The organism is Finegoldia magna ATCC 29328, from assembly GCF_000010185.1.
GTDB classification, from domain to species: Bacteria; Bacillota; Clostridia; order Tissierellales; family Peptoniphilaceae; genus Finegoldia; species Finegoldia magna_H.
In genome coordinates, this window is sequence record NC_010376.1 from 1,004,368 (window position 1) to 1,018,922 (window position 14,555).

Annotated in this window: 13 protein-coding genes; 2 read left to right on the top strand and 11 right to left on the bottom strand. The window is 30.5% G+C overall.

Going from position 1 to position 14,555, the window contains the following annotated elements; translation table 11 throughout:
* Positions 1–118: 118 nt before the first annotated feature.
* The 8 genes from FMG_RS04960 to FMG_RS04995 form a co-directional block, all read right to left on the bottom strand.
* Positions 119–529 carry a sigma factor-like helix-turn-helix DNA-binding protein gene (locus FMG_RS04960; protein WP_009345230.1) on the bottom strand — a complete coding sequence of 137 codons (411 nt, stop codon included), beginning with the start codon at positions 527–529 and terminating at the stop codon, positions 119–121.
* Between the two features lie 319 nt (positions 530–848).
* On the bottom strand, positions 849–2,198 hold the full coding sequence (locus FMG_RS04965; protein WP_041250601.1) for an MATE family efflux transporter: 1,350 nt from the start codon (positions 2,196–2,198) through the stop codon (positions 849–851).
* Between the two features lie 36 nt (positions 2,199–2,234).
* Positions 2,235–3,968 carry an ABC transporter ATP-binding protein gene (locus FMG_RS04970; protein ID WP_012290726.1) on the bottom strand — a complete coding sequence of 578 codons (1,734 nt, stop codon included), beginning with the start codon at positions 3,966–3,968 and terminating at the stop codon, positions 2,235–2,237.
* Positions 3,965–5,707, bottom strand: a complete 1,743-nt coding sequence (locus FMG_RS04975) for an ABC transporter ATP-binding protein (RefSeq protein WP_012290727.1) — start codon at positions 5,705–5,707, stop codon at positions 3,965–3,967. Before FMG_RS04975 ends, FMG_RS04970 begins: the two co-directional genes overlap by 4 nt.
* A 35-nt stretch (positions 5,708–5,742) precedes the next feature.
* Complete coding sequence (locus FMG_RS04980; protein ID WP_012290728.1) at positions 5,743–7,134, bottom strand: ATP-binding cassette domain-containing protein; 1,392 nt, start codon at positions 7,132–7,134, stop codon at positions 5,743–5,745.
* On the bottom strand, positions 7,127–7,828 hold the full coding sequence (locus FMG_RS04985) for an energy-coupling factor transporter transmembrane component T (RefSeq protein WP_012290729.1): 702 nt from the start codon (positions 7,826–7,828) through the stop codon (positions 7,127–7,129). The genes FMG_RS04980 and FMG_RS04985 overlap by 8 nt, the downstream gene beginning before the upstream one ends.
* A gap of 24 nt (positions 7,829–7,852) precedes the next feature.
* On the bottom strand, positions 7,853–8,434 hold the full coding sequence (locus tag FMG_RS04990) for an MptD family putative ECF transporter S component (protein ID WP_002836642.1): 582 nt from the start codon (positions 8,432–8,434) through the stop codon (positions 7,853–7,855).
* Between the two features lie 17 nt (positions 8,435–8,451).
* Positions 8,452–9,045 (bottom strand): TetR/AcrR family transcriptional regulator, encoded by a 594-nt coding sequence (locus FMG_RS04995; RefSeq protein WP_012290730.1) that lies wholly within the window; start codon positions 9,043–9,045, stop codon positions 8,452–8,454.
* 330 nt (positions 9,046–9,375) lie between these two features.
* Between FMG_RS04995 and FMG_RS05000 the strand changes: the two genes are divergently transcribed.
* Positions 9,376–9,732, top strand: a complete 357-nt coding sequence (locus FMG_RS05000; RefSeq protein ID WP_012290731.1) for a plasmid mobilization protein — start codon at positions 9,376–9,378, stop codon at positions 9,730–9,732.
* Between the two features lies 1 nt (position 9,733).
* Positions 9,734–11,065, top strand: coding sequence for a relaxase/mobilization nuclease domain-containing protein (locus tag FMG_RS05005; RefSeq protein ID WP_041250602.1), 1,332 nt, complete (start codon positions 9,734–9,736; stop codon positions 11,063–11,065).
* Positions 11,066–11,139: 74 nt separating this feature from the next.
* Here the strand turns inward: FMG_RS05005 and FMG_RS09580 are convergent, their stop codons facing one another.
* From FMG_RS09580 to FMG_RS05015, 3 genes are all read right to left on the bottom strand, one after another.
* On the bottom strand, positions 11,140–11,355 hold the full coding sequence (locus tag FMG_RS09580) for a hypothetical protein (RefSeq protein ID WP_012290733.1): 216 nt from the start codon (positions 11,353–11,355) through the stop codon (positions 11,140–11,142).
* Positions 11,356–11,428: 73 nt separating this feature from the next.
* On the bottom strand, positions 11,429–13,864 hold the full coding sequence (locus tag FMG_RS05010; RefSeq protein ID WP_012290734.1) for an ABC transporter permease: 2,436 nt from the start codon (positions 13,862–13,864) through the stop codon (positions 11,429–11,431).
* Entirely contained in the window at positions 13,857–14,537 is a 681-nt protein-coding gene (locus FMG_RS05015; protein ID WP_012290735.1) for an ABC transporter ATP-binding protein, read from the bottom strand. Before FMG_RS05015 ends, FMG_RS05010 begins: the two co-directional genes overlap by 8 nt.
* Positions 14,538–14,555: the final 18 nt, after the last annotated feature.

The following is a 14,555-nucleotide window of genomic DNA, read 5'->3' on the forward strand; positions in this document are numbered from 1 at the left end:
GTCTTGGTCTATTCAATTGTTAAGGTTCAAATATTGTTTAAATTTCTTTTAACATAGAAAGAGGACAAAACTCCCCTCACTTTATAAAGGAAAATTTGCCCTCTTTGGTAACCAGAAACTATATTTCTTCTATAAATTTCTTTAGTTTTTCTAAAATCTTATCTCGCCTTTTTATTAAAGCAGGATGTGATATATTTTGAGTCTTTGCTACTGCACGAAGTGTTTCATCATTGAAATATAATCTTTCGATTATTTCCCGTTCCTCCTCATTTAACTTTGACATAGCATTTCTTAGTGCTTCAATCATTATTTGTGTAGCTACAACTTTTTCAACATCAACGTTTTTATCTTCTAGATTATTTTCAAAATTCCCATCGTGATTTAGAGATGAAAAAAAGAGCAAGTGGTTTTTCTTGTCCACCTGCTCCAAATACTTTTCGTGTTCTTTTTCTCGCCAGTAGACTTTATATATCTGCTCGCTGACTTTAACCCTTTGTCCGTTGACATAAAGGTAATACTCTTTTGCCATAAAGTTTCCTCCATTTCTTTTTTGTCTATTTGTTATTCAGACAAAAAAGGAGGACTCCTGCATCTTGGCATAAGAAGTCCTCTGAAATGAAAGAAATCCGTTCTTTCTTTTACAATATTTAATTGTTTAGACGAGAATATATAAAGACAGACAACTACAAGAATTATAGAAAAAAGGAGTATTTTTATTCCATTTCAATTCTACAAGGTAACTTATACACTTGTTCATCTCCCTTTCCCCCCGTTCATTATAGATAAATAGCATCCATACCTACAGCCTCTTTTGATTATTTTCGCTTTTATATCAAATGTCCTTGTATTTACGCTTTGTCTTTTCCCATTTTCCTAAGTCCATTAAGCATTAAAAACAGTCCCAACATAATCATACTAAAATCTACAATAGGTTCAGCCCACCAAACTGCACTTGCTCCAAAAAATTTTGGAAGCAATAATATAGCCGGAATAAACAAAATCAGCTGTCTAAGCATTACAATCATGCTTGCTTTTTTCCCATCTCCAATAGATTGAAAGAATGTAAGTGTCATTATCATAATTCCATACAAAATAAATGTGGAATAAAACATCTTGAAATTCATAACACCAGCTTCTATGATTTCACTTCTTACACTGAATAGTGATAGTAATTTTTCTGAATAAAACATCGATGGTATCCATGAAAGAGCTGCAAGAATAGTTGCTCCGTACATAAAAACCTTCATTGTATCTTTTACTCTTTTATATTGCTTTGCTCCGAAATTTGCCCCAATAACAGGCTGTAAACCTTGGCTCATTCCCCAAAGAGGAATAAAGGAGAACATATACAATCTCATTGTAGCAGCCATTAAAATTCCCCAATTATCTCCACCGTATGCGAAAGCTTGCTTAAACAAGAATGTTTGTTGTACTGCAAACAAAATTTGCATCATCATTGCAGAACTTCCTATGCTAAACATTTCACTGGAAATATCCTTACTCTTTTGGATTTTATGAATCCCCACAAAAGCACTTTTCTTTGAAAAATAGCGGAAGGTTAATATAGCTTGCACAATTTGAGAGATTACAGTTGCAATAGCTGCCCCTTCAATCGCATATTCTCCCATCAACTTCATGAAAATAGGATCTAAAATAATGTTTAATATTGCTCCTACCCCCATAATAATCATGGATTGCTTTAATGCACCTTCACCACGCATTGTCATATTTCCGGCTTGAGCAAAATTAACAAATATGGAGCCAAAAAAAACTACTCTTAAATATCTGACTCCAAGTTCTTTAATATTCCCCTTTGCTCCTACTAAATCCAAAAAATTAGGTGCAAATATCAAACCTAATATTGTGATAACTATAGAGAATAAAATTACCCAATAACAAAAATTTCCAAATATCTTGTCAGTTGTTTCTTTATCTCCCTTTCCAATCGCCCTTGATAATATTGATGCACTACCAACTCCAATAAGTGCTGATACTCCACCATTTATTATTGTTAAGGACATGGATATACTAATAGCAGACATTGCATAGTCTCCAATAATCCATCCAGCAAAAATTCCGTCCATAAATGGATATAGCCCTATAACTATCATTCCTATAATTCCCGGAATAGCTAACTGAAACAATAAATCTTTAGGACTTTTGGTTAAAAGTTGTGTTTTCATATCTTGTTTTCCCATATGACTTCCTCCAGTTTTTTTCAACATTTTTATAACTTATGACAACTGCCACTTTGCTGCCACTTGTCTTGCTTCAACAAATTTTTTGTAGATACCATCAACTTGAATAAGTTCTTCATGTGTACCTTGTTGCGTTATCTTTCCATTAGCCAAGACAAGAATTTGATTTGCATTTTTTATTGTTTTCAATCTATGTGCAATCATGATGACTGTTTTATTTCTTGTAAGTTCCTCCATGGCAACCTGTAATTTATCCTCATTTTCGGGATCTACATTTGCAGTAGCTTCATCGAAAATAATGATAGGTGCATTCTTTATCATTGCTCTTGCAATTGATATTCTTTGTCTTTCTCCACCAGAAAGACTTGCACCTCCCTCTCCTATAACTGTTTCATATTGTTCAGGAAGCTTCATAATAAATTCATGACAACACGCTTTCTTTGCAACTTCTATAACTTCCTCATGTGTAGCATCAGGCTTGGCAAACTTTATATTGTTCTCAATAGTGTCTTGAAATAAATAAACATTTTGAAAAACCATACTAATTTGTCTCATTAATGACTCCAATGAATATTCTTTAATATTATGCTCACCTATGCTGATTTCTCCTTTCTCTACATCCCAAAATCTCGCTATCAAATTGCAAAAGGTAGTTTTTCCAGCTCCTGAAGGTCCAACTATAGCTGTCATTTGGTTTTGTGGTATCTTGACCGAAATATCATCAAGAATTTTTTTGCCTGAATATGAAAACTCTACATTATCAAAAGAAATATCGAAAGTAGTAGGCTTTATGTCTTTTCCATCAATATCCATCTGTGGAAATTCCTCTAACTTCTTTGTTTGCTCAATAGATCCACTAACAACTCTGAGGGAGGTTGTTGCACTTCCTGCCAATTTTATTTGAGAAAAAGCAAGAAAAGAAATTATAATCGTCATAACTGTATTTAAGAATGAGAGTTCTCCATTAAGATAAAAGAAAATACCTGCACCTATTATCAAAATGCTAAACAAGTCCAAAAGAATATTTTGCAAAATTGTATAAGGTGTAAACAGTTTTTCACAATCAAGATTTATTTTTCTGCTATTTTCAATAGCACCTCTGACTTTTTCATCTCCTTTTCCTGTTAAATTGAAGGATTTTATAACAGACATTCCTCCAATTTGCTCTAAAATGGCATCAACCAATTTAGCAGATGCTTTTTGTCTTTTAGGAAGAACACTCCTTGATTTGCTTTCCATTTTTGATAGAACAAATAAGTACAATAGGCATCCAATTGCAACAATAAAACCTATTCTCCACTCAAATGCTAAAATCATTATTGTAAATATTATCGTGTTTATAAAACCTGATAATGTATTTACCATAACCATTGCTGCGGTATTTTCTACATCTTCTAAAACAGTTGTAGAAATTCCAACCACTTCACCAATATTGTTTTCATTGAAAAATCCCATAGGTATTTTTTTTAACATTTCACCTATTGCTACTCTTTTATTTGCCACCATGAAATAACTTGCATGGCATTGCTGTAATTGTGAAAAATAATTTGTAACACTTCTGCCAACTATGCTTATAACAAGAAGTATCAAAGCAATCCATGCAGGTGTCATACTCATATCTTTTTCAACAATAGCTTTAACAATAATGTATATTGCACTGATTTGGAGCATGTGAAAAATTGCAAACAAGAAACTTACCCATATAGAATGGTATACATTTTTCTTCTCATCACCTGAGAAATCTAAAATTTTCTTTAAGGCACTTATCATTTTATTTCACCATCCTTTACTCCAATATGAGCATTCCACATCTTTTGGTATAACTCAGAATCTTCCATAAGTTCTTCATGCTTACCATGTGAAACAAGCTCTCCATTCTCAATTAAGAATATTTGTTCTGCATCTGTTATAGTTGATAACCTATGAGCAATAATAATCACCGTTTTATCTTTTATAAGCTTTGATAAAGCTTGCTTTATAATCACTTCATTTTCAGGATCTATATATGAAGTAGCTTCATCAAGTATTACAATAGGTGCATTTTTGAGCATTGCTCTCGCTATTGATATTCTTTGCCTTTCTCCACCAGAAACATGGCTCCCACTACTTCCGACAACCGTATCGTAACCATGTTCCATTTTCATAATAAAATCATGACAACCCGATTTCTTAGCAATGTCTTCTACTTCTTTATCACTGGCACTTGGATTGCCCATTCTTATATTCTCCCTAATACTTTCGTTGAACAAAAAATTATCCTGAGAAACAAAGGCGGTCAAACTATATAATTGCTTTAATGGAATTTCCTTAAGATTGTGTCCACCAATATTTATATTTCCTTCCATGCTATCCCAATATCCAGCTATTAATTTTGCTAAAGTTGACTTGCCACTTCCACTTGGTCCAACAAAAGCCACTGTTGTCCCTTCTTTTATGTTTAGGGATATTCCATGAAGAATTTCTTTTTCTTCTTCATATCCAAACTTTACATTTTGTAAATCAATATTATATTGCTGGATAGTCACTTCTCTATCAGAATGCTTTTGTTCTTTTCCTTCTAAAATTAAGTTAATAGAATTTGCAATAGTCCCTATCTTAGCAAGACCATCAACAAAATTGATTGTTTCAAGTAAAGGTCCTGCAATACCTAAAGATAGAATAATTACAGATATAAATACTTCTGCACTTAAACTGCCGCTAATGTAGAAATACCAACCAAATGGAAGCACTGTGATCATTGTAGTAGGAGATATGTTTTTAGATAAAGATACAGGTAACTGACAGCTCTTCATCCATTCATAAAAGTATCTTGCATTTGCAATGACTTTATCTTTGTACTTTGCGTACGAGCTCTTGTCTTGATTAAATGTTTTTATCACTTCTATTCCATTAACATACTCAATGATTGCAGAATTCATTTCTCGATTTACCTTTACAGATCCTTCATATTGAACAGCATAATTTTTCATTACGAGTCCCATAAAAAGCATCCCCACAGGAATGGATACTAATGATAAAAGAGCCATTCTCCAATCAAGAAATAATAAGTAAATAAATATACTCAAAGAACCTAAGAGATTCGATGTCATTTCAGGCAACAGGTGAGCGAGCGGTTTCTCCATACTTTCAACCTGATCCACTATAATCTGCTTAAAGTTTCCGCTTGGAACAGAGATTATTTCTCCTAACGGCATCTTCGGAAGTTTATCAATCATTCTCAAGCGAATATCTTTCAATACACTAAAAGTCGCTTTATGAGATACAGATAACGCCGTAGAGTATAAAACAGATTTTAAAATATAAGATAACAGACCTATTCCCATCCATAAAAAATAGACCTTGAAATCTGCAATTCCATTTAATAAATAGACTAAAATACGGCTTGCAGCAATGTATGGAACAATTCCGGCAATAACACCGATACTTGCTATAAATACAGATATTTTTAACTTTGAATGTTCCTTATATGCAAGCTCCCACAATATTACAGCAGGACTTTTTTCTTTCATAATTTAACACCTCCATAATTGTATCCATTTGCATTTTATTTTAGAAATTCATATATTGTACCATCACAATGTTTTATAAATTCAAAATCATGTGTAATAATTATAATGAGTTTTCCTTCTCTCTCCATATCGTGTAGGAAATTAATTAATGTATTCATCTGTGGTTTACATAATCCACTTGTAGGCTCATCTAAGATAATAATAGGTTTATTACTAAGCCTTGCTATAGCAATCAACAATCTTTGCTTCTCTCCTCCCGATAAACTTTGAGGATGTTTTTCAAGCTTTGATAATAATCCCATCTTTTCCAACATTTTTTCATTTAGGCTTTTATCTTCACTTACTGTTGATACTTCCGATAATACACTTTCTGTAAAAAGCTGGGAGCTAGGATCTTGCATTACCATAAAAATTTCTTTATTTTGTTTTGTAACTTTTTTTTGATTAACAAATACATCTCCGTGACCTTTTGTAGTACCGGTCAATAATTTAATGAAAGTACTTTTCCCTATTCCATTTTTTCCAATGATAAAATTTACTCCCTTATTAAAGGAAATACTAAAGTCAAAAATTTTATTCTTTTCATATTTTTTCTTAAAATTATGACATGATAAATCTCCACTGCTAAAATTATTTTTATCATCCAATAAATTCACTTTATAATATTTATTAATCTCTAAATCACTTTTCTCTATTTTATTAAATGTTCTAAGTCCATATCCTTCTGCAATAGCTTTCAAATTGTAATCATTTAAATCTTCTTTTTCGTATGAATTTAAAGACTCATTATCAATAATACAGAGCCTATCCATTATATCTTTTAAATAAAATAATCTATGTTCCACAACAATTATTATCTTATTTAATTCTTTTAATTTCACTAAGGCTTCTTTTAACCTTTCTATAGATTCATTATCTAATGATGAAGATGGTTCATCTAATAAGATAATATCATTTTCAGAAATTGCACAAGCTGCAAGTGCTATCATTTGCTTTTCTCCACCAGATAAATCAAATATATTTTTGTCTAATAAGTATTCTATATTTAAGAGTTTTGAGTATTTCTTTATTCTATTGATTATCTCTAACTTGTCAGTATTTCTATTTTCTAGCTGAAAGGCTAACTCCTCAGTGGAATTCATACAGTAAAATTGAGATTTTGGATTTTGAAATACATTTGAAATAATACATGATCTTTCAAATATATTTTTACTAAGTAAATCTAGGCTGTTATATTTTATTTCTCCACTAATATTACCATCAAGGTATTCAGGTATTACTCCATTAATTGCTTTTAATAGTGTGCTTTTTCCACATCCAGAATGTCCTGTAATAACTGTAATTTCGCCAGCTTTACATTCAAAATTTAGATTTTTTAAGATATTTTCATCATCAAAAGATAAATCAAGGTTTCTTATTTTAAGCATATTTTCTACCTCTTATATAAAAAAATAAAACTAAAATAGAAACAAAAAAAATTAAATAGTCAGCAAATGTTAACTTTGCTTCTCTAATATTTGATCTATTTTGATTGACAGCAAGACCCTTAGTTAATGAAGCTACTGTCAATTCATCAGCAGAATTTGATAGGGTCATCAATAGTGGGATTATACTATATTCAATTAATAAAATAGGATTCTTTAAAAATTTCCTAAAACTTATACCCCTCAAATAAATAGCTTGTTTTATTTGTCTATACTCAATTCTTGTTGCATAAAAATATCTAACCATAACCGCAACAGGAATGGCTATCTGATCAGGACACTTCACCTTTTTTAATGAACAAATTGCTTCTCCTACACTAGTCGTTAAAATTATATAATTTCCCATAACCATAGGTGCAAAAACTCTTTTTATTATAATTATAACTATGTGTATAAGTGATAATATTATAGAATCATTTAATTCCCTAATATTAATTTCTATAATATTCAATATTATAAAAAGTATGATTGATTTAATCCCGGATTTTATATGTCCAGATAAAAATAATAAAAAAGTAGGGAGCATACATATTAATACATAATATATAGGATTTAGGCTTTGAATATTTCCAATTGTCATAATAAAAGAAATAACCATCATTAAAAATAATTTTGCTCTAAAATCTATCCTTATCATATCTAATAACCCGCTCCCTAATTCTTACTTACCAATTTTTGAAAAATGTTTTTTCAAAAACACAATTCCTAAGCTACAACCTACAAAAGCACCAATAAATCCTAAAATAGCCATAACTATTAAAATCCAATCAGGCATAACTTTCATCATTGTGTCAATAAATTCTTGCTTATAACCTTGATTTAAAAGCCCTTGTGCATACTCATTTCTTGAGATGATAATCGGAACATAGTTTCCTAAAGTGCAAAGACTTGAAAAAGAAAATGCTAATCTAGATTTTCCTTTACTGTCATAAGAGCCTGATTTTAATATTATTTCTCCAATAAATCCTGCAATTGCTCCTGTTAAAAGTGCCCATGGACCATGACCCATGATGACATAAGCTAAAGATATTAGCATTGTTTGAATAAAAAGCATTCCTGGCTTCTTAATTTTTGTTGAAAAAAGCATGTTACTAGGTCCAACTAAAATTCCCTGTACTAAGGGAACAATTGGCATCAAAACAGGAACCATAGCTGTAAATGAGCCTATTAGCATAAAAATAAACCCAAGTACTGCAAACAAACCAACATTAATTAAATCTCTAACTTCTAATTTTTTATTCATTTCTGAAACCTCCTTAGTTATCTATTTTTTTCTAAATCTAAAATATAATTTAAAATTGTATCTTTTAGATATTTCCTATTCTCATCATATGAATCTCTTGCATTAAGAACTTGCGAGCTTAATATCATTCCATTTATATAATTTACTAAAAAACCATCTTCAAAAATCTTTGAATCAATTCCTAATTTATTAGATATTGAATCTAATTGATTTACTGTTTCTGTTTTCAAATCTTGAAACATCTTCTCTAAATCTTCATTATATTTTTTTGATTGTAATAAAAGAGAATAAACCTTAGTAATATCTGTATCTGGTAGACACTTATCCACTAAAATTTCACTCATCTGTTCATATTTATCTTGACCTATGTGAGCTTCTAAATAATTATCAATTAAATTATTTCTATACTGATTTCCATCAAGCATTAAATCTTTAAGCATTTCAGCTGTGCTTTTATAATGATGATAGACGCCACCTGTGCTCATGCCAACTTCTTTAATCACATCTTCCATCGTTGTATTTTGAAATCCCTTATTCAAAAAACATCTCATTGCTGCATCTCGAATTTCTTTTTTTCTTATTTGACCAACTTTTAATTCCTTATCCTTCAATAAAAGACCTCCTCACATTTGATAATTTTACCGAGATATCCCTCGGTTTTTATTATATCTTAATTGAAAAATATTTTCAATATCAATCAAATTATAAATTTTGCTCTACTCTACCGTATACTTCTTAATTAATTTATTTAAATGCGGTATAATTAATAAAACTAAATAAACGCTTAACGCTTATAACTATAATAGCAAGCACAGTAAGTGAGTACCCACTTACGAAAAATTGATGAAGCAGAACCTATATGGACTGCTTCTTTTTTTATCAATTTTACCTTGTTAGGGAGAACCCTAAGACCCCAATTTTTTATTATAAGGAGAACTACTATGGATAATAGAAAGAGAAGAAATCAACTTAAAATATATTTAACAGATGAAGAAAAAGAAATCTTCGAAAAGAAAATGAAACTTGCTAATTGCAAAACAATGTCCCACTTTCTTAGGAAATGTGTATTAGAAAAAGAAATTTATGTAGTAGATTTAGAACCATTTAGAAACCTGCAATGGCTGCTTTCAAATGCAACAAATAACATAAACCAGATTGCAAAAGCTACTAATACAACTGGTGTTATTTACAAGAATGAAATTGAATCAATGAATAAGCAGATAGAAAAATTATCAAGAGAAATATGGCAGATCCATTCCCTACTTCTTAATAAATCAAAAGAAAGTTCTGGTGATTAATATGGCAATTACAAAAATACATCCTATAAAATCGACTCTAAATTTGGCAATAGATTACATTACTAAGAGTGAAAAAACTGATGAAAAAGTCTTGGTTTCTTCATTCAAATGTCATCCATCTACTGCTCATATTCAGTTTATGAAAACACGAGAAGACAATGATACTAAAGGTTCAGTTTTAGCTCGACATTTAATCCAATCTTTTCTACCAGGAGAGGTTGACCCTATAAAAGCTCACGAAATAGGAATGGAATTATGTAAGAAAATTTTAAAAGAAAATTATGAATTTGTTCTTGCAACTCATATAGATAGAGGACATATCCATAACCATATTATTTTTAATAATGTTAATTACAAGACTGGTAAATGCTACCAATCTAACAAAAAAACTTACCATAAAATCAGATATCAAAGTGACGAATTATGTAAAGAAAATAAGCTTTCAGTCATTGATGAATATTATGAAGCTTACAAAAGAAAATACAAAACTGCTGGTAAATCTTGGTATGAGTATGACCAAAACAAGAAAGGAAATTCTTGGAAGTCTAAACTGCAATTTGATATAGACAGAATGATTAATAAGTCTAAATCTTGGGAAGAGTTTTTAGAAAATATGAAATCTCTTGATTATGAAATTAAGTTTGGTAAACACATTGCTTTTCGTCATAAAGATAAGCAAAGATTTACAAGAGCTAAGACTATCGGAGAAGATTATACAGAAGAAAAAATCAAAGAAAGAATAGATTTAGTTATTAAAAACAAAGCTAATCCTATTAAAAAACGAGTAGGAAGTGTTATTGATATATCTACTAATAAAAAAGCTCAATCCTCTAAAGGTTACGAAGTCTGGGCAAGAAAACATAATATAAAAACAATGGCTGACTCGATAATTAAGCTTAGAGAGCAAGGAATTAATTCAATTACTCAACTCGATGATCTAATCAAAAAATCTGCTGATGATAGACAAGACTTATTAGATAAAATAAAAAAAATTGAAACTGAAATGAAGAGTTTATCTCAAGATATGGAAAATATAAATACTATAAATAAGTATCGTGAAATCTACAAATACCACAAGAAAAATCCTGAAGATAAGCAATTTGCAGAGGAGTATTATAGCGAACTTTCCGTATATAAAATAGCCGCAAAAGAAATTTTAGAAAACTATAAAAAGCTTCCAAACACAAAAGAAATACTATCAAATCTCGATAAATTGCAAGAAAAAAAGAACACCCTTATGCAAGAGTATTCTTTGAATAAAGAACAATTTTCTGATCTTGTTCAATATAGGAAAAACTATGAAAATTATTATGGGAAGGAAGTGGAGAGATAAAAAGCTATAAGCGGATAAACTTATAGCTTTTTTAAAATTAGTTACAAATTTTTAATCTAAACTTATTATCTCACTTAAACAGATCCTACTAGATGTCCTACAAACATTGCTATAGGAATTAACAAGATTAATAGAATATTCAACACTATGAACAACTTATCCTTTTCCTTCACCCCAAATATTAAACCTATTAGTCCAATAACTGGACAGACAAACATTGATGTCAGTCCAGTTGGTCTTAGCTTTGTAAAGCTTTCAAATATATCTACTGGAAGTAGGTAGGAAATCACAAATATTACAAGTCCAAGTAGAAATATCTTCTTGCTTAATTTCTATTTCATAAATATTCCTCTTTATTTGAAATTATATTGTTCGAATTAAATCTATGGTCGGTCTGTCTAAAATTCTCTTTAAGGAGAAGTGATAGATGATTAGATTAATACCATAGACGACTAGTGAGAATCCTAGGAAGCTTTTGTAATCATAATATTTTATTAAAGTATTCATTCTTAAATCAGAAGCGATTATCGATATTATAAACATAACTCCTAAGCTCACCATAATAGAAATTATAAAGGATTTTACCTGCTCCCCAATAAATTCCTTTTGATAGATGTTCTTTAACTCATCTACATCCATTCCACAAGAGTAAAGACTACCAATTTCTTTTTTTCTGCTCATTAGGCTTAAATTAATGGACGAGTAACCATTGGTGATATTTAATACAAAGATGATTGAAGCAATACCTATTGCAAATTTTATGAAACTTTTCACGTCCTTATATTCATTTTTTGCGATTTCTTCACCTATTGTGATATTAAATCTATCTTCAGGTGAAATTTGTTCTCTAATCATGGCCTCTACATATTCTTTTACATCTTTGGTATCAGAGTCTTTTACCTTCATATTCAAAGTATAGGCATATCCTGTATATTTCTCATCACCTGATTCTTCCATAAGTTTAAAATAAGTGTCAAAATCTGTATAAACTTTTACATCAAATGGCATTGTTCTTGACTTATATTTTCCCAAATCTGTTATAGTCTTTGAAATTTTAATAGTCTTATTATAATCATTTTCAAAGTTAATATCCAAAGTCTGTGGATTTTCAAAATATGGAATTCTCTTTGCCTTAGCTATTGGAATAGAAGAATCTTCTTGAATTGTATTGTAGAGGACAAATTCACCCTTCTTTCCTCCAAGTTCTTTTAAGTCTTTTTCTTCCAAGGCGATGATAAATCCATCCATACCCTCTGACTTATATTTTTCTATATTCTTTCTCGCTTCCTCGTCTAAACCTGCTGCCTTTGCTTCTTTTGAAAATTCATTTGTATTTTCCACTTGAACATATTTATCTTTTGAAATATATGACTTGTCGTTAGGAATTTTATCTACAATTTCATTTAATATTTTTGGGACTTGATTCTTTTCACTAAAATAATCAACAGAAAAATTATAGCCATTATCGTAACTAGAATAATCTCTGTAGTATGTTGATATGCCTATAGTGATTATAAATACTGAAATAATAATTATCCCTATTGCAGAAATATATCTCTGTGATTTTATTGAAGCTAAGTTGTTAAGTTTTAATTCCTTCCAAAAATCTTTGGCTCTTTTCTTCTTTGATTTTGAAAAATCTATATTCCCTCTTATGCCGTCTATAATGTTTATTTTAGAAATCTTTTTCGCAGGGGATTTAATAGCTAGTGCCACAATTGTAAAAGAAACCAAAAGTATTGCTAAACTTAATAAGGGATTAAACTTTACTAGATTAAATTCACTTAATTGTTTGTCTATCTGTATGTATTTGTACAGATAATATATAGAGAAAAAGCCTACAAGATGTCCTAAAAGTATTGGAATTGCAGTTGTAACAAGTCCTTCCTTTAGAAGTAACAGATATATTTGTCCATTGGTAGATCCTATAGACTTGTAAATGGAAAGCTCTCGAATCTTCCTTAACCCCCAAACCCAAAAGATATTTTTTATAAAAAACACAAAGATTGCTATACAGCCAAGAACTGATAGAACGGTAACAGCCTTGCTCTTTATATTTTGTAAGGGTTCGTGTTCTACTCCATAATAGTTTATAAGACTTTTAGAAAATTCTAAATGAACATCTTTACCTAGTATTTTGTTTATTTCACTTTGTATCTTATCTCTATTTTTGTAAGCTTCTTCAAATGAATGAAATTTTACAAAGGTTCTAAAAGTGGTCATTTTATCTTGTTGACCTAAAGCAAAACTTAGTTTGCTGTACTTATTGTAGACATCACCATAAACACCGACTAAAGTAAAACTTTTAGAACCTTGGCTCTCAAATTTTTCTCTGTCAGTATTTGCACTTGTGGGGCCTATCTCTTCGCCATTTAGAAACCTTTTGCCCAAATCAAGTTCTAGATTGTCGCCTATTTTAAGTTTATTTTTCTCTACAAGGCTTTTAGATAGTACAATTTCGTCTTCCTTTTCAGCAAATCTGCCGCGGGTAAGTCTTGAATACTCTCTCATCTTATTGATTGCTTGGTCTTGGTAGTTGATAACGACTAAATCGTCTCCAAGCTTTCCGTTGTCAGGATCAAGAGACATTTTCCCAGCCAAGTCAATATCTTTAATGGACTTTAACTTTTCAACATCTTCATTTGAGAGTTCTTCTTTAATCTCCCCATGATAAAAGCTTGAAGCCATATAATTACCATAGTTGGATCTCAAGCTTCTATATCCAAAATAAAAAATAAAGGTGAAAAATAGACTTACAATAAATAAGGAAATAAAAATGGGAAAATTCTTCTTATTCATGTTTCTCATCTCCTACAATTTTTCCATCTACTATTGTAATAATTCGATTTGCTTGCAAGGCTATTTCTTCGTCATGGGTGATTAGGATAATTGTCTGTTTTAAGGTTTTGTTAAAATATTTAAAAATTTCAATTATTTCCTTAGAATTTTTTCTATCCAAGTTTCCAGTCGGTTCATCTGCCAATATGATAGATGGATTGTAGATAAGACTTCTCGCTATGGCAACTCTCTGCTGCTGACCTCCTGAAAGCTCACTTGGAAAAGAGTCAAGTTTACTTTCTATACCCAGTTTTTTTACTATATCTGAAAATTCATCTTGATTGATTTTCCTTTTATCAAGTTTTAATGGAAGTTCTATGTTATGACGAACTGTTAAGTTGGGAATCAAATTATAAAATTGATAAATTAGTCCGACTTTTCTTCTTCTAAAGTAGGCTAATTCTTTTGAGGAATACTTTGAGATGTCGTTACCATCTATATAAACTTTTCCATCATCCGGATTATCCACTCCTCCTATGATATGTAGAAGTGTTGATTTACCAGACCCACTTGGTCCAACAATAGCTACAAATTCTCCTCTTTCAATTTCAAGGTTGACACCATCTAAGGCAATGACCTTAGAATTACCCTCGCCATATTCTTTTCTTAAATTTTCTACTTTTAATATTTCCATACTTGTCTCCTTTTTCAT